The organism is Syntrophomonas erecta subsp. sporosyntropha, assembly GCF_055395365.1.
In genome coordinates, this window is the sequence record NZ_AP042459.1 from 2,284,781 (window position 1) to 2,305,642 (window position 20,862).

At 41.9% G+C, this 20,862-nt stretch carries 20 protein-coding genes and 1 riboswitch; of the genes, 17 read left to right on the forward strand and 3 right to left on the reverse strand.

Features of this window, described 5'->3' with window-relative positions:
• Positions 1 to 72 precede the first annotated feature (72 nt).
• From ACZ5Q0_RS11185 to speB, 10 genes are all read left to right on the forward strand, one after another.
• On the forward strand, positions 73 to 1,035 hold the full coding sequence (locus tag ACZ5Q0_RS11185; RefSeq protein WP_446817896.1) for a peptidyl-prolyl cis-trans isomerase: 963 nt from the start codon (positions 73 to 75) through the stop codon (positions 1,033 to 1,035).
• A gap of 348 nt (positions 1,036 to 1,383) precedes the next feature.
• Positions 1,384 to 1,815: a Fur family transcriptional regulator gene (locus ACZ5Q0_RS11190; protein WP_447182541.1), complete on the forward strand. Its 432-nt coding sequence runs from the start codon at positions 1,384 to 1,386 to the stop codon at positions 1,813 to 1,815.
• 57 nt (positions 1,816 to 1,872) lie between these two features.
• Entirely contained in the window at positions 1,873 to 3,603 is a 1,731-nt protein-coding gene (locus ACZ5Q0_RS11195; RefSeq protein WP_447182542.1) for a FeoB small GTPase domain-containing protein, read from the forward strand.
• Between the two features lie 12 nt (positions 3,604 to 3,615).
• A complete protein-coding gene (locus tag ACZ5Q0_RS11200; protein WP_446820708.1) occupies positions 3,616 to 3,843 on the forward strand; it encodes a FeoA family protein in 228 nt (75 codons plus the stop codon).
• A 335-nt stretch (positions 3,844 to 4,178) separates the two neighbouring features.
• Positions 4,179 to 4,925: an ABC transporter ATP-binding protein gene (locus ACZ5Q0_RS11205; RefSeq protein WP_446820707.1), complete on the forward strand. Its 747-nt coding sequence runs from the start codon at positions 4,179 to 4,181 to the stop codon at positions 4,923 to 4,925.
• Positions 4,915 to 5,838, forward strand: a complete 924-nt coding sequence (locus ACZ5Q0_RS11210; RefSeq protein ID WP_446820706.1) for a SufB/SufD family protein — start codon at positions 4,915 to 4,917, stop codon at positions 5,836 to 5,838. The genes ACZ5Q0_RS11205 and ACZ5Q0_RS11210 overlap by 11 nt, the downstream gene beginning before the upstream one ends.
• Before the next feature lie 45 nt (positions 5,839 to 5,883).
• Positions 5,884 to 6,771: a selenium metabolism-associated LysR family transcriptional regulator gene (locus tag ACZ5Q0_RS11215; RefSeq protein WP_446820705.1), complete on the forward strand. Its 888-nt coding sequence runs from the start codon at positions 5,884 to 5,886 to the stop codon at positions 6,769 to 6,771.
• Positions 6,772 to 6,904: 133 nt separating this feature from the next.
• Entirely contained in the window at positions 6,905 to 7,363 is a 459-nt protein-coding gene (locus tag ACZ5Q0_RS11220; protein ID WP_446820704.1) for a pyruvoyl-dependent arginine decarboxylase, read from the forward strand.
• Between the two features lie 21 nt (positions 7,364 to 7,384).
• Entirely contained in the window at positions 7,385 to 8,209 is an 825-nt protein-coding gene (speE, locus tag ACZ5Q0_RS11225; RefSeq protein ID WP_464827307.1) for a polyamine aminopropyltransferase, read from the forward strand.
• A 4-nt stretch (positions 8,210 to 8,213) separates the two neighbouring features.
• Positions 8,214 to 9,074 (forward strand): agmatinase, encoded by an 861-nt coding sequence (gene speB / locus ACZ5Q0_RS11230; RefSeq protein ID WP_446820701.1) that lies wholly within the window; start codon positions 8,214 to 8,216, stop codon positions 9,072 to 9,074.
• A gap of 148 nt (positions 9,075 to 9,222) precedes the next feature.
• Here speB and rbr read toward each other — a convergent pair whose 3' ends face one another.
• On the reverse strand, positions 9,223 to 9,759 hold the full coding sequence (gene rbr, locus ACZ5Q0_RS11235) for a rubrerythrin (RefSeq protein WP_446820699.1): 537 nt from the start codon (positions 9,757 to 9,759) through the stop codon (positions 9,223 to 9,225).
• A gap of 44 nt (positions 9,760 to 9,803) precedes the next feature.
• The gene (locus ACZ5Q0_RS11240) at positions 9,804 to 10,241 is read right to left on the reverse strand and encodes a hypothetical protein (RefSeq protein WP_446820697.1); all 438 of its coding nucleotides are present in this window, start codon (positions 10,239 to 10,241) and stop codon (positions 9,804 to 9,806) included.
• A 212-nt stretch (positions 10,242 to 10,453) separates the two neighbouring features.
• Between ACZ5Q0_RS11240 and ACZ5Q0_RS11245 the strand changes: the two genes are divergently transcribed.
• The 5 genes from ACZ5Q0_RS11245 to ACZ5Q0_RS11265 all read left to right on the forward strand — a co-directional run bounded on the left by ACZ5Q0_RS11245 (position 10,454) and on the right by ACZ5Q0_RS11265 (position 16,593).
• Positions 10,454 to 12,802, forward strand: a complete 2,349-nt coding sequence (locus tag ACZ5Q0_RS11245) for a hypothetical protein (RefSeq protein ID WP_446820696.1) — start codon at positions 10,454 to 10,456, stop codon at positions 12,800 to 12,802.
• Complete coding sequence (locus ACZ5Q0_RS11250) at positions 12,786 to 12,944, forward strand: hypothetical protein (RefSeq protein ID WP_446820694.1); 159 nt, start codon at positions 12,786 to 12,788, stop codon at positions 12,942 to 12,944. Before ACZ5Q0_RS11245 ends, ACZ5Q0_RS11250 begins: the two co-directional genes overlap by 17 nt.
• A 367-nt stretch (positions 12,945 to 13,311) precedes the next feature.
• A riboswitch (cyclic di-AMP (ydaO/yuaA leader) is annotated at positions 13,312 to 13,446 on the forward strand.
• 235 nt (positions 13,447 to 13,681) lie between these two features.
• Complete coding sequence (locus ACZ5Q0_RS11255; protein WP_447182543.1) at positions 13,682 to 14,818, forward strand: quaternary amine ABC transporter ATP-binding protein; 1,137 nt, start codon at positions 13,682 to 13,684, stop codon at positions 14,816 to 14,818.
• Entirely contained in the window at positions 14,811 to 15,674 is an 864-nt protein-coding gene (locus ACZ5Q0_RS11260; protein WP_446820692.1) for an ABC transporter permease, read from the forward strand. Before ACZ5Q0_RS11255 ends, ACZ5Q0_RS11260 begins: the two co-directional genes overlap by 8 nt.
• Before the next feature lie 19 nt (positions 15,675 to 15,693).
• On the forward strand, positions 15,694 to 16,593 hold the full coding sequence (locus tag ACZ5Q0_RS11265; RefSeq protein WP_446820691.1) for a glycine betaine ABC transporter substrate-binding protein: 900 nt from the start codon (positions 15,694 to 15,696) through the stop codon (positions 16,591 to 16,593).
• Positions 16,594 to 16,679: 86 nt separating this feature from the next.
• On the opposite strand, the gene ACZ5Q0_RS11270 is transcribed toward ACZ5Q0_RS11265, so the two are convergent.
• Positions 16,680 to 17,567 (reverse strand): DMT family transporter, encoded by an 888-nt coding sequence (locus ACZ5Q0_RS11270; RefSeq protein ID WP_446820690.1) that lies wholly within the window; start codon positions 17,565 to 17,567, stop codon positions 16,680 to 16,682.
• Positions 17,568 to 18,306: 739 nt separating this feature from the next.
• Here ACZ5Q0_RS11270 and ACZ5Q0_RS11275 point away from each other — a divergent pair.
• Both ACZ5Q0_RS11275 and ACZ5Q0_RS11280 read left to right on the forward strand, forming a co-directional pair.
• The gene (locus ACZ5Q0_RS11275) at positions 18,307 to 19,491 is read left to right on the forward strand and encodes a CaiB/BaiF CoA transferase family protein (protein WP_446820689.1); all 1,185 of its coding nucleotides are present in this window, start codon (positions 18,307 to 18,309) and stop codon (positions 19,489 to 19,491) included.
• Positions 19,492 to 19,503: 12 nt separating this feature from the next.
• Positions 19,504 to 20,853 (forward strand): branched-chain amino acid transport system II carrier protein, encoded by a 1,350-nt coding sequence (locus tag ACZ5Q0_RS11280; RefSeq protein WP_447182544.1) that lies wholly within the window; start codon positions 19,504 to 19,506, stop codon positions 20,851 to 20,853.
• Positions 20,854 to 20,862: the final 9 nt, after the last annotated feature.

Below are 20,862 nucleotides of genomic sequence, written 5' to 3' on the forward strand. Positions count from 1 at the left end.
GAGTCTGGGTGAGTGTAAGGAGGTGCTTATGGTATAATGGCAATTAGTTTTAACAAACAAGGAGGCTTATTAATGAAATTGAAAGGAATTGTGCGGGTAGTGATAGGGTTGCTACTTATGAGCAGCCTGGCTATTACTGCCGGTTGCCAGTCTTCTTCTCAAGATAATGTGGGAGAGGTTAATGGTGATAAGATAACTGAAACTCAATATGAACAACACTATAAACTTCTTAAATTAAATTATGAGATGCAGATGGGGGAACTGGATGAAAAAAATAAAGAACTAGTCAAATCTTTAAAAGATCGCAGCTTTGATGATCTGGTAATGCAAAAGCTAATCTGGCAGGAGACGGAAAGAAGATCTATAACCGTAAGTGAGAAAGAAATTGATCAGGCTATAACGGAAGTAAAGGAATATAAGAATAGCCAGGAAGCGGACGGGTTTAAAAAATTTCTCGATAAAAATGGCCTAACTGAAGAAATGCTTAGGGAAGAGCTTAAAACGGAGAAATTATTCTGGAAGTTGGAAGAAGAAGTAACTAAAGGGACCCAAGTAAGTGATCAGGAAATAAAAAAATATTACGAAGATAATCCCGAACAGTTCAAACAGCCAGCCGGTATTCATATGTACCATATCCTGGTGGAAAAAGAACAGGAAGCTAATCAGGTTTTAGACCTTTTAAAGCAGGGGAAAAGCTTTGCGGAAGTGGCCAGCCAGTATTCTATTGATCCCAGTAACAAGGATGCCGGAGGCGACCTGGGGATTGTTAATCAGGATACCCCCTTTGTAAATGAATTTAAACAGGCGGCCCTGGCACTTAAGCCTGGCGAAACAACGTCCCAACCGGTGAAAACTGAGTTCGGTTATCATATTATTAAGGCGGGGGAACGTCAGGAAGAGAAAATTATCCCCTTTGAAGAGGCTCAAAGCGGATTGAAAGACATTTTACTCAAACAAAAGAAGCAAGAGGAATATAGCAAGTTTCTGGAGGATCTACGCAATAAAGCTGATGTAAAAGATTATCGGCAAAAATAAAATCGCTTTTATAAAGGCCAAAGGAATTTTCCTTTGGCCCTTATTTGTATGGGTAGGAAGCCAGGGGGCGGTTCTTTAGCTTCCTCGAAAGGAAAAAGGAAGCTAAAGGACGTCAGTCTGTATGATAAGTGCTGCAATATTGTGTAAATACGCGTAATCATATTTCTCCTTTTGTTTTTCGGCGTATATTATGCGTAGCGGTGGATTTAAATACAAGTTTTTGGGGTTTTCACACAGCCCGCCGTTTCCTTGCTTCCTTCAATATTATCCTAAAAAACTCTTGTAATTTTGTAGAAATAAAGTATTATATAAATATGATAATGATTATCACTATTGGGGTGAGGAAAGGTGACTAAAAAACTTGTTAAGGAAAAATTAGATAAAAACAACTATAAGCTAACTCCGCAGCGGGCAGCTGTATTGGAGGTTATGATGGATAACCCCGGCAGGCATTTGAGTGCTGAGGAGGTTTTGATTAAAGCGCGAGGCAAATTCCCCGGTATCGGTATTGCTACTATTTATCGAACTCTGGAAAAATTGGCGGATATGGATGTTCTTTATAAAACTATGTTTGAGTCTGGTAAATACCGCTATGAGTTATCCGTAGATGATAAGCACCAGCACCATCATATTATTTGTCTGAAGTGTGGGTCTATTACCGAAGTGGAAGAAGATTTATTACATGAATTGGAAGGAGCCTTGGAAGATCGGGGGTTTGATGTAGTTGATCATGAGCTAAAGTTCTATGGCTACTGCCCAACCTGCCGGAAGAAAAAGTAAAATTTTTTGCTAAAGGTTTGATAATGATTATTAATATCAGGTACGGAGGATAATCTAATGAAGATTGCAATGATAGGTAACCCTAATGTGGGTAAGAGTTCGATACTAAACCGGTTAACCGGAAGCCGGGTTTTTATATCTAATTATCCGGGTACTTCAGTAGAGGTAAACCAGGGTAGCCTGCAGCTAGGGAACCGTAATTATCTTATTTATGATACTCCTGGTATATACTCCGTTTATTCGGATGGTCAAGAACCGGAAGTAGTCCGCAGTGTTCTAGACCAGGGTGGTGTCCAGATGGTTATTAATGTAGTCGACGCTACTAACCTGGAAAGAAATCTGGCTTTAACTTATGAATTAATGGAGACAGGGGTTCCGGTTTTAATAGTACTTAATCAGATAGACCGGGCCCGTTCTATGGGCATAGTTATTGATGAGCATCGGCTGGAGAGAATTTTAAATAAACCGGTAATTAAGTTTTCAGCCACTACTGGTGAAGGACTTTTAGAAGTTTTAGGGTTTCTAGAAAAGAAAGATTTTAGTGGTATTCAGGCGATTTCTTTGAACGATATGGGTTGTGCAGTTAGTTGCTCTAAATGCGGTAAAAGTTGTTCTGTAAATGATAAAGATTTTAGGAGGGTACAACGAGCCCGGGATACAGCCCGGCAGGTAAGTACAAAGGTAGGAGAATCCAGGCAGTTATGGCTAGACCGGGTGGAAAATTTCATCGACCGTCCGGTTACAGGTACGATATTTCTATTGGTTATTGCCTATTTAGGTTTTAAAGCACTTATTGAGTTTATTGAGTTAAGCGAAGGGCCGATTACTTCCTGGCTGGCACCGGTAAGTGATATTCTGGAAAACTTGATCATCCAGCTGTTGCCCCATGGAATTATTACCAAAGTACTTTCCCATGCTGTGCCAGAGGGGCTCATCATTCCGTTTACTATTGTGATGCCGGCTATGCTGATGGTGAGCATCCTCATGTCTTTATTAGAAGATACCGGTTTATTGCCCAGATATTCTGTAGCTCTGGAAAGGGTAGGACGGCTTTTCGGTGTTTCCGGACAGGCGGTTATCCCGTTGGCTTTAGGATTTGGCTGCCGTACACCAGCTGTGGTTGCTACCCGCATACTACCAGGTGCCGGTCAACGCTTTATAATAATTACCCTTTTAAGTATTGTTATACCTTGTGCTGCTACTTTAGGCATACTGGCCTCAGTCATTTCGGCTTTTAATGCCTCCTTATCGGCTATAGTAGCAGCTATGCTGATGGCTTTTATAACCTTAAGTTTTATATTGAGCCGTACTAATCCCGAAAAAGAGGAGTTTATCTATGAGCTTCCTCCTTTAAGGATCCCTATGGGGGCCAATATCTGGTCTAAGATAAAAACCAGGTTTGCCGGTTTTTTTACAGAGGTTCTGCCTTTGCTGCTAGTGATGAGTATTATTATCAGGGCAATTATTGAATCGGGGATACTGGATAGTTTTAAGGGTATGGATCCAGTTACCCACAGTTTGTTTGGCATACCTGCGGAGGCATTTATAGCCGTATTATTAACTATTTTTCAGCGTTACCTGGCCCCGCTCGTCTTGCTTAATTTGGCCTTGACTCCCCGGGAGGCTACTATTGCTATTGCTATGGTGGCTATTTCTTTGCCTTGTTTGCCGGTAATGGTTATGACAGTAAAAGAGATGGGCTGGAAGGTCCTAGGCAAAATTATCGTGTTGGGATTGACAACTTCCTTTGTAACCGGGGTGCTATTAAACCTAATATTACTGCTATAAGGGGGTATTACTATGACCATAGAACAAATGCAACCAGGACAGAAGGCCCGGATTATAGATTTAAGAAAGGGTAGAGGGGCTGCTCGCCGATTAATGGAAATGGGGCTGGCTCCCGGAGTAGAATTTACCTTGTTAGCCCGGCATCCTTTCCGGGGACCAGTAGTTTTACAGGTAGGTACCAGCCGGGTAGCTTTAGGACATAGGATTGCTGGTGAATTAGAGGTGAAGTTACAAGAATAAATTTGACAAATAACCCCGTTACTCGCCATTTTAGTATAGAATAAATAATGTACAAAAAAAATTGTCTTCCTGGCGGTGCCGAACTTTTTAGGTAGAAAATAAATTATTATCAGACGATATAAGGCGACCTGAGGGTGAAAAAGTGATATGATGTTGAAAAATAGAGATGGCTCCATCATGCCTATGAAAGATAGTATGAAAAATTGGATATGTTCAAGGCAAAATAGCTACGGGTAGTCTGATATTTAGTATCGTAATTTTATAAAAACCATAATTAGACTTATAACATCAGGTTATGCTAAACTACAATAAGCGAGCAGTGGAGGTTATAAACGATGTTACGGCTTGAAAATATATGCATGGCTGTTAATGGTAATAATGGAGAAAGTAAGGAAATATTGCGTGGGGTCAATATAGAGTTTAAAAGTGGTAAACTCTATGCTATTACTGGTCCTAATGGTGGCGGTAAAAGCTCGATTGCTAAGGTAGTTATGGGTATTTACCGGCATAGCAGCGGACATATCTATTTTAAAAACAAAGAGATTAGTGAAATGAGTGTTACGGAGCGAGCTGCTGAAGGAATTTCTTATGCCTTTCAGCAACCCCCGCGTTTTAAAGGTCTAACTGTTTCCGACCTGTTAAAAACAGCTCAACCGGGCTTGGACAATATGGGGTTAAGAAAGAGTCTACGGGATGTAGGCTTATGTCCTGAGGATTATTTGGACAGGGATTTGGGTCCGGGATTAAGCGGTGGAGAAATGAAAAGGATAGAAATTGCCCAGGTTTTAGTTCGTAATGCAGCCATTAGTATATTTGATGAGCCGGAGGCCGGGGTAGATCTTTGGACTATACAGCGACTGATCGGAATTATTATAAGTAGGTTTAAAGGTAATCCTGATGCTACTGCAGTGATCATTACTCACAACGAGAACGTTTTACCCATCTGTGATGAAATTATAGTTGTAGAAGAAGGATTAATCAGGGATAGGGGAACCCCTGCCGAAATTTGGCCCTTAATTCGCGAAGATATTGAATGCAAAAAGAGACTTGAATGCCGAGGAGAAATGGGATATGAAATTTAGTCAGCTAGATACGGATCTTTTAAAAGCAATAGCCAATCTGGATGGAATCCCTAAGGGAGCTATAAATATAAGGCGGGATGGCGAGGCGGTTTTACGTACTTCTTCACCCAATATAAATATTTCTTCTTTACCAGATAAACCTGGTCTTCTGGTGGATGTGAAACCGGGAACCAAAAATGAAACCGTACATGTTCCAGTAATCCTTACCCGGGCAGGTTTTAAGGACAAGGTATACAATACTTTTATTGTGGGTGAGGATGCTGATGTGACCATTATTGCAGGTTGTGGAATTCATAATGACAGTCATGGTGATTCTCAGCATGATGGTATTCATGAGATAATTGTCAAAAAAGGTGCCCGTATGCGCTATGTGGAAAAGCATTACGGGGAAGGGAAAGGACCGGGAAAGCGTATCTTAAATCCCATTACTATAGTACGATTGGAACCGGGAGCCCATGCTGAAATGGAGATGGTTCAGATAGAAGGGGTAGATGATACCCTGCGCTCTACTGAAGCTTATGTTCAGGAAAAAGGCAATTTAAAGGTTATTGAGCGGCTTTTGACCCATGGGGATCAGTCGGCTGAGTCAGATATTAAGGTTCGTATTGAGGGCCAAGGCGGAGCAGCTCAAATTTTATCCCGTTCAGTAGCCCGGGATAAATCCAGGCAGGTTTTTAGAGCAGGCCTGATTGGTAAGACGGAATGTAATGGACATGTAGAGTGTGATTCGATCATTATGGGGGAAGCGGTTATTAAATCTATTCCAGAACTGGCGGCGGAGGACTCCCGGGCAGTACTTACTCACGAGGCGGCTATTGGTAAGATTGCCGGGGAGCAATTGGTAAAATTAATGTCGCTTGGATTAACTGAGCAGGAGGCAGTTGATACTATTCTGGAGGGCTTCCTGCGCTAAAATGACTCTACATTCTGGTGAAGGTATGGCTAGGTTGGTGTAATAATGAATTTAAACCTTTTTAAAACCTATGTTCGGGTGGTTGAAACCCAGAACTTATCCAGGACTGCCGAAGAGTTTGGTTTATCACAGCCGGCGGTAACTAAGCAAATTCAATCCCTGGAAGATATTTTCGGGGTCTTGCTACTGGAAAGGTCTGGTCGCAGGCTGAAAACTACGGAAGCTGGAGAAACTCTGTATCATTGCTCCCGGGAGATTTTAAAAGCCTGGGAAAAAACTGAGAAGGCTATGGAAGAAGTAGCAGAAAGCCGCAAGGGAACACTATATCTGGGAGCTAGCACTATACCGGGGCAGTATATTCTTCCTGCCTTGATAAAGCAGTTTAAGGATCGTTATCCAAACGTTACCATTACCATGGATATTGCTGATACCGAAAAAATTTTCAACCGGATGGCAGAAAGAGAACTGGATATTGGTATTGTAGGGGGTTGGATAAATAACCGGAAGGTAGATGGATTTAAATGGCTGCAGGATGATTTGCTGGTGATTGTACCTGAGAACCATAGTCTTGCTAAAGCAAAGGAAGTTAGTCTGCCGGATTTGGTACAGGAAAAATGGATTTTTCGGGAAAAGGGATCAGGTACCCGTAAAGCAGTGGAAGAGTTGCTAGCTAATCATGGGATTAAAAAGGATGAGTTAAATGTTTATTTAGAAGCGGGGAGTACCGAGGCAGTATTAGCGGCAGTAGAATCGGGTATGGGTATTAGTATTATTTCCCGCTGGGCTATCAAACGAGTGGAAGAACATCGGAAATTTAGAAGCATAGCGCTGGTGGAAGACGATGCCCGTCGCTATCTTTATGTTATATATCCGCGTCAGAAATCCCGGCGCAAAACCGTCACAAATTTTTTAGAAATACTTAAACGTATGTAAGTTTAGAATGCTTATTACCCGGTGTTATACCCGGGTTATTTTTTTGCCTGGGAATAGATTTTCCTATTTTATTTTATATAAGCTTTGTATATAATGTAGCTATTGCCCAAAAATATATCTGGAGGTGTTTTAGTTGTTACCATTACCAAGAAAATATTTTGTGACAGCAGCAGCGTCAGAGGGTAATACCAGGTTAACTGCCTTTGATGGTGCTCTTTTAAAAGCCCGGGTCGGAAATACAAACCTGCTGCGAGTGAGCAGTATATTACCTCCAGGTTGCGAATATGAACCTGAGCTTGTGATTCCTCCCGGATCTCTGTTACCTATTGCCTATGGTTCCATTACCGGTACTGAACCAGGTGACTTAATATCAGCAGCAGTTGCGGTGGGAATACAAAAACAGGGTTTTGGAGTTATTATGGAATTTTCCGGACATTGTGGCCGGGAAGTGGCTGAGGCGGAGGTTAAACGCATGGTAGAGGAGGCTTTTGCTATGCGTAAACTGGAACTCGTGGAAATTAAAGTTGCCAGTGTTGAACATGTGGTGGAAAAAATCGGTTGTGCCTTTGCGGCTGTTCCGCTTTGGTACTAGAAGGAGGAGTATTCGTTGCAAATGTGGGTTACTGAATATCAGACCCCGTCTCTGGGCTTTAGCTGTAAGGCGACTGAAACCCTGCGTACTGAGCAGACTAGATTCCAGCACTTGGCGGTGGTAGCGACTGAGCAATTTGGCAAAATGCTGCTCCTGGATGGTATGGTTATGACTACTGACCAGGATGAATTTGTATATCATGAAATGATTACCCAGGTGGCTTTAAATTCACATCCTGCTCCCCGGCAGGTTTTAATTATCGGAGGGGGAGATGGGGGAGCTTTACGGGAAGTCGTAGAACATCCGGAGGTGGAGGAAGGTACCCTGGTGGAAATTGATGAAAGAGTTATAGCAGCATCAAAAGATTTTTTTCCCCAGTTAAGTTGTTCTTTTGATCATCCTAAATCCCGGATTATAGTAGATGATGGTATTCATTATATTAAACAACAGAGTAACCGTTTTGATATCGTTATTATAGATTCCACTGAACCGGTGGGACCAGCGGTTGAGCTTTTTTCGTCCAGTTTTTATAAGAATGTTTATGCAGCTTTGAAAGAGGACGGAATGCTAGTAGTTCAAAGTGAATCCCCTTTTATTAATCCGGACGTGATAAAAATGGCCTTCGATGGGGTGGGACAGGCTTTTCCTCTGACTAAGTTATATTTAGCCAGTGTACCTACTTATCCCAGCGGATTGTGGAGTTTTACTATAGGTTCCAAGGGCTATGATCCTGAGAAGGTAATAAATCACCCTGACAAAGCCTGCCGGTATTATACTCCTGAGTTACACCAGGCTGCTTTTAAGCTGCCGGCTTTTGTTGAGCAGATTATAAGACCGGAGAAATAAAAAAATGGAAAGTATTAAAGAATATATTTACCAAAAGGCCCAGTTTATGGCGGCCTGTAATGATGTGGAAATCTGTGACAAAGTGATATTAGGCCTGCCGATGGATTCTACTACCAGTTTTCGGCCCGGGACCAGGTTAGCTCCCTATCGGGTGCGAGAAGTTTCCGAGGGGATAGAGGAGTACAGCACCTATCTGGATCGGTCTCTGGAGGAGATTAATTTTTATGATGCCGGTGATGTGCTCATTCCGTTTGGAAATGTAGTGGAAAGCTTGCGGCGTATGGAAGATATCGCCAGGGAATTTTTGAAAAATGGTAAACGATTGTTTTCCATGGGGGGAGAGCATCTGGTAACCTTACCCTTGGTTAAAGCTTATCATTCATTTTATCCTGATCTAGTTGTGATACAGATGGATGCTCATGCTGATTTGCGTGAAGAATACCTGGGGGAGAGGTTATCTCATGCTACTGTTATGAGACATGTGGTAGAAGAATTAGGGGCAGGAAATTTGTACCAGATGGGTATCCGCTCGGCTACCCGAGAAGAAATGGATTTTGCTGCCCGCCATACCCGATTATTTTTTGATCAGCTGCCAGAGGTACAGGATGTGGCTAAAATTATTGGCAGGCGGCCGGTATACCTGACTTTAGATATAGATGTACTTGATCCGGCCTATGCTCCGGGAACGGGAACTCCTGAGGCAGGGGGATTTTCATCCCGGGAATTGTTAAAGGTGCTCCATGATTTCAAATGTCTAAATATAGTAGGATTTGATCTGGTGGAGATATCGCCACCTTATGAAAAAGGTGACAATACCTCTATACTAGGAGCCAAGGTTATGCGGGAGGCACTTTTGGGATTTTAATAGCAGTTTTATATTAATATTTGGGAAAACATATAAAAGCTATAAATCTGTAATTTGTATCTATTTAGTTAGAGTAGGTTAGATTAATATTTGCCTATGTAGATTCTGTTTAGGGGAAAGAAAAACGGCCGCCGTTGCGGCCGTTTTTTTAATAGTTTTCTGCCAAAACTTCATAATAACTCTGGGGATGAGCACAGGCGGGACATATTTCAGGTGCTTCATTTCCACCATGAATATAACCGCAGTTTCTGCATTTCCATTTGACGGGATGGGGCTTTTTAAACACTGTTTTATTCTTAACGTTATCCAAAAGCTTGCGAAACCTTTTTTCGTGGGCTTCCTCAACTTCAGCAATTTCTTCAAAGATAGTAGCGATGGCATCGAAGCCTTCTTCCCGTGCTATTTTAGCAAATTCCGGATACATGTTGGTATGTTCTTCATTTTCCCCTAATGCAGCTGCCAGCAGGTTTTCATCTGTGGATGGAATGGGGCCGCTAACTAACTTATAAAGCAACTTGGCATGTTCTTTTTCATTGTCAGCTGATTCTCGAAATATTTCGGCAATTTGCTTATACCCTTCTTTATCGGCTTTACTAGCAAAAAAGGTATACTTGTTACGAGCCTGGGATTCTCCAGCAAAGGCAGCCCATAAATTCTGTTCGGTTTTGGTTCCTTTAAGATCCATTTTATCGACCTCCTAGTTTTTATTTAACTTACCCAAAATGTTATTTAATAAGTAGTCAGGTTAGATGGGTAAACATATATATCCTGGGTGTCTTCGCGCCGGTTAAATGTGATAAGGTTTTCCAAATAAGAAAGAACATTTTCCAGGTTATCATCGTTGTCATCGCCGGGATCCATAAATTCAATGGTGAAAAGAGAAACTGGTATCTCCATCCAGTTTAACAGCTGTAATTCTTCCAGTCCATTGTCCAAAAATTCCAGCTCAGCAATAGGTGCAGAAAAAGGAGTTCTAGCTTTACTTTTTATATGTTTTTCTAAACGTTCAATGAAGGTTTTTAGTTTTTTCTCTTTTTCTGGACTCATGACATATTGGAAAAGCATTTCATAAAGGTTTTGTGTAAGAACAATGGAAGTAATCTGGGGAAGAGAAAGGTGTTTTTGCTGTTCTTTAAAGACTAATTTAAAAGGTTTGATAGATTCCAAAGTTACCACTCCTAATACTCCTGTTAATTTACAATTTTACCTGTTGGTAAGAGATTTCACAACCATAATTTAACTGGGGAAGCAAAAGGAATGTTCCCTTGCGTACCGTCCCCTTGCTTCCCTGGGACTTGCAGAGTGCATTTACACTGTTAACGGCAATGTGTATACTGTTTAGAGGATTGTAATATATTGCCGTAAGGGAGAATGGGAAAATGATAAGACGGAGAGAAAAATCATCGGAGACAGATTCTTTCATTAATATATATAAGAAAATACATACGGAAAAGAAAACTACCGGGTTAGCCAGGGTAGTAGCCGGACTACTGGGCATTCTTTTTTTACTATCCAGTATGGCTATACCGGTTAGTGCGGCACAACCGGCAGATGAATCGGGTAAAGTATACTTAATTCTAGTGGATAAGTTATCTATTTATGATATATCACCGCAATCTACCCCGCATCTTACTAGACTGATAGACAATGGTGCGGTAGGTTTAGCCAGCAATCGTACCCTACGGGGGCGTAATAATATGGATACTAGTATTACTATGGGAGCAGGGAATATTGGCCGGGTATATGGCAACGGTATTATGGCTTATAACCATGATGAGTATGTAACGGAACGCCGGCAAAATGCCCGGGATTTGTACCGTAAATCAACCGGATTTGATCCTGGAATGAGTTCCTGCCTGCTGGTTAATCTACCAGAAATATATATAGGTATGGAGAAAGAGAAGGTAACTACTCTTCCTGGGGCTATGGGAGAGGTTTTACGGTTGAATAACCATCCGGTCTGTGTGCTGGGCAATGGTGATAATTCCGAACAGCATTTGCGGGCCGGTGTAGTAGTTGCAATGGATAGCCGTGGGCAGGTACCTCTGGGAGATGTTGGTCCTGATACGATTTTAAATAATCCTACCAGTTTTCTGAGCCGGGAAACTAATTATAACCATCTTCTCCAACAGATAGATATTTATAATGATCAGGCTGATTTATTTGTAGTCGATCTTTCCGATTTAGCCCGGCTAGATGTGGAAGCTAATACCGTTTTTCCAATGATTGCTGAGCAGGAAAAACAAAAGCGGCTTAGTTTAATAGATAATTTTGTGCATCAAATTGAAAAAAATATGAATCCAACCCGGGATAATCTGCTGGTGGTAAGTTTATCACCAGCCCGGGAGCAGATAGGAAATAAAAATCTTTTTACTCCGGTAATTGCCTATGGAGAAGGTATAGAAAGGGGGTTTCTAACCTCTTCAGCGACTCGCCGGGATTATGTGGTAGCCAATACAGATATTGCTCCCACAGTTTTAAAATACTTTGGATTAAATGATCAGACGGGTACAATGATTGGTCGTCCCTTTATTACCACCCCGGCTGATGGAAATAACTTGCAGGCCGCCCAGGATTTGTGCAGCCTTACCAGTACAGTAAATCGCTTACGAGTTCCTCTCATTAAGGGGTATGTAGTATTACAAATCATTATAATTCTCTTAGCACTGGCATCTATATTCTGGTTAAAGGAAATTAGTCGATTTGTAGAGATGGCAATTGTAGCTTTGGTAGCTTTTCCTCTAGTTCTATTGCCACTGGGGAAATTACCGGCCGGCCCTGACTGGATGTATATGCTGGTAGCCATAGCAGCCACCATTTTTATAAGCTGGGCATTAATGCGTTTGTTTCAGGGCAATGCTTTCACGTCATTTTTTGCGCTCAGTTTGGGCACCGTGGTGCTGCTAAGTTTTGATCTTCTTACTGGGACTAGTATGATTCAAAGTTCGGTACTTGGGTATGATCCTATGGCTGGTGCCCGTTATTATGGAATTGGAAATGAATATATGGGTATCCTGCTGGGGAGTACCATCGCTACTGCAGCAATTTTTTATGAAAGGTTTAAAGGGCGTAGCGGCCTGTTACTAGTTGCTTTGCTTTTCGCCTTCGAGTCTTATTTAATCGCCTCTCCTTACCTGGGGGCTAATTCGGGAGGTATGCTGGCGGGTCCCTTTGCTTTTTTAGTTACTTTTCTCCTATTAGGAGAAGTTAGAATGCGTCCGCGTACAGTTCTGGCTGCTCTGGGAGTTGCGGTATTGATATTGGCCAGTGTAGCTTTTTATGATATGACCCGATCGGTAGAACTGCAGACCCATATTGGCAGGGCAGCTAATCAAATTGCCTCCGGGGGATGGACCCAGGGATTGATTATTATTATGCGCAAACTGGCCATGAATTTAAAACTGATCCGCTATACGATCTGGAGCTGGGTTTTTATAGTAATATTATTAGTTTTAGCCTTACTGGTATATAGACCGGTAGGTGCTATGGCACAGTTGCGCCAGGAGAGACCTTATATTGTTAAGGGATTTGGAGGGATTATTACTGGAGCATTGGTGGCTCTAGCCGTTAATGACTCGGGTATTGTAGCAGCTTCAACGACTAGTATTTATTTGGTAGTACCTCTTTTGATATTGATGTTGCAATGGCATAAGCGTATTTTTAATTTAACAGAAAGACTACTAGACAGTCCTGATCAAGGGGAGGCAGCCGATGAAAACGGGGCCTAAAGGTAAGTTAGAAGAACGGAGAATTACCCGCCTGAAAATAAAAAACAGCCTGTTAGGAATAATTACTGCACTAATAATAATTTTTTTAGTGGCTAATCCGGGTGGTTGCAGTGATCGGTTAGTCAGGTGGCTGACAGGCTAATAACCAGCCGGGGTAAGAAACATGGTATTTTATTAACCCCGGTTTTTTATCCAGTATTATCCCGGCTTAAGATGATGTAAGTAAACCTCACTTTAAGTACCAGTCTTTTGGACCTTAAGGTGCCCCGGATAGAGAATTATTTAATCATTTCGTTGGTGCTTTGCAGCAGGTTTTCATACCCTCTAACCAAGGGTGTCTTAGGAATTTGCCTCATAGACCAGCTAATGGTCCGATTTTTAAGGAAAAGCTGCCTCTTTTGTTTACAACTCTTCTCTTTGTTTTTGAAACCTTTTGCAATATATGCCTATAATATTTAAGTAGTCATAAATTAATAGTATATTCTACAACTTTATTAAGGCCGGATAGCCATTCTCTTATGCTGAATCCTGAACACCCGGTTCAGGAGCGGGGGAACCATCTGTTATTGGGGTGAATCCATTTATGGTAGGGCTTCCTAGCCCAAACCCGTCAGCTAACTTCGCAAGCAGTCATAGGGGAGAATGGGATAACTGGTGTCTTTAAATCACTTCTAACTAGGTTATACCTATCTTTGAAGGCATCCTATTTCCCATAATTTTTAAAACACTTAAACCTGGCACTGCTTTAATACGGTGATAGTTAGCACTCGTATATTTTTATGACGTTTTATATTTTTTAATAAAAAGGAATGATGCCGTATAGAGAAAATTCGAGTAAATAATCTTACCAAGATTTACGGAAATAATCCGGGAAAAGCGTTGGAATTAGTAAAAAAAGGGGTTCCTAGTGACGAAATTCGCCAACGCACCAGACAGGTAGTTGGTATCCGTAATATAGACCTTACAGTCAACGAAGGTGAAAGCTTTGTGATTATGGGTCTTTCCGGGAGTGGCAAATCAACCCTGTTGCGTTGTATTAATTGTTTAATAAAGGCTACTGATGGTCAAATCATTATTGATGGAGAAGATATTACCCGTATGTCATCAGCAGATCTGGTAAATATTCGCCGTAAAAAGATGGCTATGGTATTTCAGCGTTTTGCCCTTTTACCTAATCGTTCTATTCTAAATAATGTGGCCTATGGGTTAGAAGTTCAGGGGGTGCCCCGGGAAAAACGGTATGCTGGGGCTCTACAGGCTATTGAAATGGTAGGCTTAAAAGGCTGGGAAGATTATTATCCCCAAAACTTAAGTGGAGGTATGCAACAAAGGGTAGGCATAGCCCGGGCTCTAGCTACCGATCCCGATATTCTGTTGATGGACGAGCCTTTTAGTGCCCTGGATCCTTTAATCCGCCAGGAAATGCAGGATGAACTGCTGGAAATTCAGGGTAAACTCCATAAAACTATCGTTTTTATTACCCACGATCTGGATGAAGCCTTAAAAATAGGGGATAGAATTGCCCTGATGAAAGATGGGCACATGGTGCAAATGGGACAGCCGGAGGATATTCTATTGTCTCCGGCCACTGAATATGTAGCCCGTTTTGTGGAAAATGTTAACCGCAGCAAAGCTCTTACAGCTGGTTCAGTTATGGTTAAACCTCGTTCTATCGTTTATCCCAAAGATGGGCCCCGGACGGCTCTCCATTTAATGGAAAAGCATGGTATTTCCATGGTATTTGTGACTGATCGAATAGGAAAACTCCTGGGCTATATCCAGGCTGATGAGGCGCTGGCTATTGCCGAAAAAGGTGAAAAACAGTTAGGTAATATAATTCAGAATGATATACCTCTAGCCTCACCGGATACTCTACTTTCCGATCTGATGGAAGTAGTGGCCCATACTAAAGTACCAGTTGCGGTAGTGGATGAGAATAAGATTTTAAGGGGTGTCCTGGTACGAGGGTCAGTAATAGCTGGTCTGGCCGGGGAAAGAGGTGGAAATAATGAATAATATTTTGGGCACCAGTTTTCTATATATAGAAGGAATTCCCCGCATTCCCTTAAGGGAATGGACTGACCAGGCCATAGATTATCTTACCTTGCATTGTTCTGATACTACTCAAGCTATCGCCGAATTTTTACGTACCCATATTGTTAATTTGCAGGATATGATGATTAGCCTTCCGCCGGAAGTTATTATCATCATATTGACGATTCTGGCCTGGTGGCTGGCGGAGAAAAAAATCGCCGTATTTACCATAGTAGGTATGCTTTTTATCTTAAATATTGGTTTGTGGGATGTGACTATGCAAACGCTGGCCTTAGTCATTGTAGCAGTTTTTCTTTGTATTATCATTGGTGTACCCCTGGGTATTCTAGGAGCTAAAAATGAGACTGCTCATCGGATTATCATGCCGGTGTTAGATTTTATGCAGACCCTGCCGGCTTTTGTTTACCTGCTGCCGGCCATTCCGTTTTTCGGGTTAGGAGTTGTTCCTGCTATTATTACTACCATTATATTTGCTATGCCACCCGTTATCAGGTTAACCGATTTAGGTATCAAGCAGGTACCGGAAGAATTAGTAGAATTGGGCAAATCTTTTGGTTCTACTTTTATGCAGATGTTATTTAAAATTGAGTTACCTTTGGCCAAGCCTACTATTCTGGCAGGAATAAACCAGTGTATTATGCTGGCTCTATCCATGGTAGTTATTGCTGCTATGATCGGAGCTAAAGGTTTGGGAGGTGTTGTGTGGAAAGCAATTCAGACATTACAAATGGGGGTAGGTTTTGAAGCAGGAGTCGCCATTGTCATTATAGCGATTATATTAGATCGTATTACCCAAAATTTAGGACGTAATAAATAGAAAGGACGGGATTTTAAGAATGATCAAAAAAAGCCAGGTGTTAACGATAATAGCCTTAGTCACCCTGCTGGCTTTTGCTGTGGTTGGCTGCGGTAATAATGCCAATCAGGATCCGGGAAAGCAGAGCGCAGATAAGCCAACTATTAAACTGCTTTACGTTACCTGGGCATGTGCGACAGCGACTACCCATGTGGTTGCCGACATATTAGAAAATGAAATGGGTTATAATGTTGAACTTATGCCACTAAGTGCCGGGGCTATGTACCAGGGCTTAGCTACTGGAGACGGGGATGCTATGTTTTGTGCCTGGTTACCTGTAACCCATGGGGAATATATTAAACAATTAGGAGATCAGATAGAAAATCTAGGAGTTAATATGAAGGGGGCCAAAATTGGTCTGGTAGTTCCAGAATATGTAGAAATTAACTCTATAGAGGAAATGAACCGTGTAAAGGACAAATTTAAAGGGCAGATTATTGGCATTGATCCCGGTGCGGGTATTATGAAAGCAAGCGAAAGTGTGCTTAAAGAGTATAATTTGGATTATGAACTGGTAGAAGGTTCGGATGCTACCATGGTAGGAGCTTTAAAATCGGCTATAGACAATAATGAATGGGTGGCGGTTACCGGTTGGACTCCGCACTGGAAATTTGCCCGCTGGGATTTAAAATACCTGGAGGATCCTAAGAAAATATACGGTGAGGAAGAAGAGATATTCACTATGGTACGCCAGGGTCTGAAAGAAGACCTGCCTGAGGTGTATGAGCTGTTTGATAATTTTGCCTGGACATCTGATGATCTGAGCCGGGCGATGGTGCTGGCTGAAGAGCAGGGTGACAGTGTCAAGGCAGCCCGGCAGTGGATAGAGGAGAATCAGGAACTGGTACAAACTTGGCTGCCGGATGAGTATAAAAAATAAACCCCCTTAATACAAGAAATACCCCTGAACATCCAGGTTCAGGGGTATTTCTTGTATTAAGGGGGTTTAGGAGGAAATTAATTTGTTTAGGACGATGTTTCAGATTTTGTTTCCCGGGCTTTGGTTACCATTATAGAACCAAATATAACTAGTACAGCCCCCATCCACTGTAAAAGGGATAACTTGTCTTGGAAAAGCAGACAAGAAAACAAAACCGTAACCGGTGGTTCAATCATACTGAGGATGGCCGACCGGGTTGAGCCGATCAACTCGAGACCTTTAAAGAGTCCAAAGATAGCCAGGACAGTGCTTAACAATACTATACCCATTACTGGTAACCAGGCCCGAGCTGGAAAGAAAAAGGACATAGTATTGGTGACTAATCCAGTAATTAAAAGGGAATAGGAAGCGAACAAACAAACGAAAGCACAACTTACCATAGGTGACATTTCTTTAACCAGCCGGTTACTGGCAATAATGTAGATAGCGTACACCAGTGCTGCTCCTAGAGCCAGGACCATGCCTAGTTTATTGATGGTTCCGAAGGAAGCCCCTAGTACCAGTATTAAACCAGCAAAAGAAATTAAAACCGCAATAAGTAAAGTCCTGCTTAGAGCTTCCCTTTCAATAAGGAAGGAGAACAAGGCTACCAGGGCCGGATAAGCATAAAACAATAGAGCTACCATGGAGGCGGGAATATAATGTACGGATGAAAAGTATAAAATACTTTGAATCATATAAAAAACCCCGCCGATCAGCATCGTTTTAATAAGGACTGAATAATCAATTTTCATTCGTTCTTTACGAATCAAGATAAATAAAAAGAAAAATAGTGATGCAAAAAAGAATCTTAGAAAAAGCACCGAAATGGTAGTTACACCATCTTGATATGCGTATATAGCAAAAATAGGCATTAATGCAAAACCAGTGGCTGAAGCAAGTACTAATAAGACCCCTATATAATATGGATTCATTTCATCCACCGCCTTGTACGAATTTTATTACGTTTATGTTATATGCAATTCTCATGCCAGAACCTGGTCAGTTCCCTAACCTTATATGACTTTATGTATAAGGTGGATTTGGCATATTTTTTAACATAGATTGTTCATCTCTTCCATAAAAACAGGTCTGGAATCAAGGTTATTAATTAAAAAAAACATTTAGATAATACTAGATTTAGTAACTAGTTTTAATCACCTCCATACAAACATATAAATAGGAAGCTTTTCCTAACTAGCCATTAAGCAAGTAGCCCCCTGGTTTTTAAGGGTAAATACTAGTGGTCTGTTGATTAAAGAATAATCTAAAAAGTTTCTACATCCTGTCATAATATAGCATAACCTTAAAAACATAAATAGGAGGCATAGGAAATAACAAAAAAAATGGGCCCAAACGGGTTTAAAATCGGTAGAAAACTGGGGTGAAATCTCCTTTAGGCTGGAGAAAAATATGGCTGGATGTATAAGGATTATCGCCCTGAAACAACTGTATCATATTGAGACATGTTCGGCAACACACGGTAAGACCGCAATATGATGGCTATTGTTTCAGTCTGAAACAATAGCTGGAAAATATTTCAGAAGGATAAAAAAACGAAAAGGCTGATTCAATGGGAACAAAGGCAGTTTTAAAAGATGGCATGCATTTTGCAATATATATAGCCAACGGTGCGCACCATTGATTTCCGATATAAAGGAGGCGGCAATAATAATGAAAGCACTTGAGGGAGTTAAGGTACTAGACTTAACTCAGGCCTATAGTGGGCCATTCTGTACTATGCACATGGCCGATCATGGGGCCGAGGTTATTAAGGTAGAACGTCCTGGCATGGGGGATCAGTCCCGGGCTTGGGGGCCTATTATTAATGACTATAGTGCCTATTACGCTTTCCTCAACCGTAACAAGAGAGGGATTACATTAGATCTACGCTCTCCAGAGGGAAAGGAAGTCTTTCTTAAACTAGTTAAAGAAGCTGACGTAGTTTGCGAAAACTTCAAAGTTGGAACCATGGAAAAAATGGGATTGGGATATGATGTTTTAAAAGAGGTTAATCCCCGCCTGATTTATGCAGCTATTTCTGGCTTTGGTGAAGAAGGCCCTCTGGCCAAACTTCCGGCTTATGACATTGTTGCCCAGGCTATGAGCGGCCTGATGACCATTACAGGATTCCCGGAAAATCCTCCTACTAAAGTGGGACCTTCGGTGGGTGACAACTATACTGGTACCTACCTGGCTCTGGGCATCTGCATGGCCCTTTATCACCGCGAAAAAACTGGACAAGGCCAAAAACTGGATGTAGCTATGGTCGACACCCTGTTTTCAATATTGGAAAATGCGGTGGTAGAGTACACGGTAGCTGGTAACGAACCAGGCAGAAGCGGAAACGCTGACCCGGGAATTGCCCCTTTTGATGCCTTTATGGCTAAAGATGGCATGATTGTTATGGGGGTAGGGACCAATGCTATGTGGTCCAGACTGTGCGACCTTATGGGCAAACCTGAATTAGTTGATGATCCTCGTTACAAGACTAATGATGATCGCTGTAAAAACTATATACCTGATCTGAAGAATATTGTAGAAAGTTATACCCGTACCAAAACTAAGGCAGAACTAGAAGAATTGATGAATGGGGCTGGAATTCCCTTTGGCAATATATTTAGTATTTCCGAAGCAGCCAATCATCCTCAGTTACAATCAAGGAATATGCTAGTGGAAGTTGAAGATCCAGTGCTTGGTCGGATTAAGATTCCAGGTGTACCTATTAAAATGCATGCTACCCCGGGTACGGTGGTAAAGGCGGCTCCTACTTTAGGGCAGCATAATTCCGAAATTCTGTCTGCGCTTGGTTATTCGGCGGAACAGGTGGAAGCACTGGCGACAAAGGGCATAATCTAAGGGGGAACGTGTATGAATAAGGAAAATATAGTAAAGCTTAGCCCAATTGTTTTATTAGCCATTGCAGGATCAGTTTTTGCCATGCATTATGGTGCTTCCTGTATGTTGTGGCCGACTACCTGGGGTCGTAACTCACAGTCTTTATGGTATCTAGGATTTGCAGGTTTCTTTTTCACTGGATTATTATTACCGTTCCTGGGATATTTTGCAGTTGAAAAGGCTGGAGGCCCGCTATTTACCATAGCTAGTCGGGTAGGCCCCGGCTTTGCCCAAACTTTCGGTGGATTTACCGTTTTGCTCATGGGCCCGTTCTTTGTTATTCCTCGTATGAGCGCAGCTGCCTGGGATGCCTTATCTAAGATATTTGCCCTGGAAGGTTCTCCCTGGATAGTGGTGGTTATCTTTACTATAGTCTACTATGCCATCACCTACTGGTTCATATACGTTGAAACTAATATTGTCGATAAGGTTAGTAAAATATTAGTACCTGTTTTACTAGTTCTGGAACTGGCCATTATTTTTAAGGCCTTGACTAACCCACTAGGAGTTCCAGGTGCACCACTTTATGACCAGCACCCCTTTGCGTATGGTTTTGTAAATGGGTATCAGACTATGGACCTACCGGCAGCCTTGATGTTTGCCGGCATAATCCTAGCGGATATTGCTCACCGTGTAAAAAACCATAAGCCATCGGTTATGCATAACTTAATTAAAGCTGGTGTAACTGGTTTTATAATTCTGACAATTATAGAAGTTGGCGAGTTTGCTCTGGGTGCTTCTACTGGAGCTACCCTGGCTGATGTGGACTATGCCAAATTGTTTGCCACCATCGTTCTCATTCAATGGGGTAAGATTGGCGGGGCTGTATTTAATGTAGCACTTGTATTCGCAGCAATGACAACAGCAATCGGTCTAACTGCTGGAACAGCCCAGTATTTCGTGGACGCAAGCCACGGAAAATGGAAATACCAGCACATAGCAATTATCACACTAATAGTCAGCACATTGATCAGTGTATGTGGACTTGAACAAATTATTACCTTTACAGCCCCCCTTCTTAATATGATCTACCCGCCTTGTATAGCACTGGTACTTTTCACCGTTTTTGCTACCAGGTATGTCGGGGCCATGAAAGGGGCTTGTTACCTGACCTTCTTATGGGGGATTGTAGAAGCTATCCGCGGTTATATGGCAGTTGGCGGTATAGAAAACGGTATGCAGGGCCTGTATAACGTAATTCCTTTTGCCAACAGTGGATTTGGCTGGATCATATTCTTTGTAGTCGGTGCCATTGCAGGTCATTTTATCTTCAAAGGACCGGATGCATCTGACAATATTGATGGAAACACAGCCGCAATATAAGTTGCTAAT

Bases quoted from the DNA above. Each gene is read 5' to 3' on its own strand.
- ACZ5Q0_RS11280 (WP_447182544.1), top strand. From the start codon at position 19,504: ATGAATAAGGAAAATATAGTAAAGCTTAGCCCAATTGTTTTATTAGCC.
- ACZ5Q0_RS11200 (WP_446820708.1), top strand. From the start codon at position 3,616: ATGACCATAGAACAAATGCAACCAGGACAGAAGGCCCGGATTATAGAT.
- ACZ5Q0_RS11205 (WP_446820707.1), top strand. From the start codon at position 4,179: ATGTTACGGCTTGAAAATATATGCATGGCTGTTAATGGTAATAATGGA.
- ACZ5Q0_RS11210 (WP_446820706.1), top strand. From the start codon at position 4,915: ATGAAATTTAGTCAGCTAGATACGGATCTTTTAAAAGCAATAGCCAAT.
- ACZ5Q0_RS11185 (WP_446817896.1), top strand. From the start codon at position 73: ATGAAATTGAAAGGAATTGTGCGGGTAGTGATAGGGTTGCTACTTATG.
- ACZ5Q0_RS11245 (WP_446820696.1), top strand. From the start codon at position 10,454: ATGATAAGACGGAGAGAAAAATCATCGGAGACAGATTCTTTCATTAAT.
- ACZ5Q0_RS11215 (WP_446820705.1), top strand. From the start codon at position 5,884: ATGAATTTAAACCTTTTTAAAACCTATGTTCGGGTGGTTGAAACCCAG.
- ACZ5Q0_RS11275 (WP_446820689.1), top strand. From the start codon at position 18,307: ATGAAAGCACTTGAGGGAGTTAAGGTACTAGACTTAACTCAGGCCTAT.
- rbr (WP_446820699.1), bottom strand. From the start codon at position 9,759: ATGGATCTTAAAGGAACCAAAACCGAACAGAATTTATGGGCTGCCTTT.
- speE (WP_464827307.1), top strand. From the start codon at position 7,385: ATGTGGGTTACTGAATATCAGACCCCGTCTCTGGGCTTTAGCTGTAAG.
- ACZ5Q0_RS11265 (WP_446820691.1), top strand. From the start codon at position 15,694: ATGATCAAAAAAAGCCAGGTGTTAACGATAATAGCCTTAGTCACCCTG.
- ACZ5Q0_RS11270 (WP_446820690.1), bottom strand. From the start codon at position 17,567: ATGAATCCATATTATATAGGGGTCTTATTAGTACTTGCTTCAGCCACT.
- ACZ5Q0_RS11195 (WP_447182542.1), top strand. From the start codon at position 1,873: ATGAAGATTGCAATGATAGGTAACCCTAATGTGGGTAAGAGTTCGATA.
- speB (WP_446820701.1), top strand. From the start codon at position 8,214: ATGGAAAGTATTAAAGAATATATTTACCAAAAGGCCCAGTTTATGGCG.
- ACZ5Q0_RS11260 (WP_446820692.1), top strand. From the start codon at position 14,811: ATGAATAATATTTTGGGCACCAGTTTTCTATATATAGAAGGAATTCCC.
- ACZ5Q0_RS11250 (WP_446820694.1), top strand. From the start codon at position 12,786: ATGAAAACGGGGCCTAAAGGTAAGTTAGAAGAACGGAGAATTACCCGC.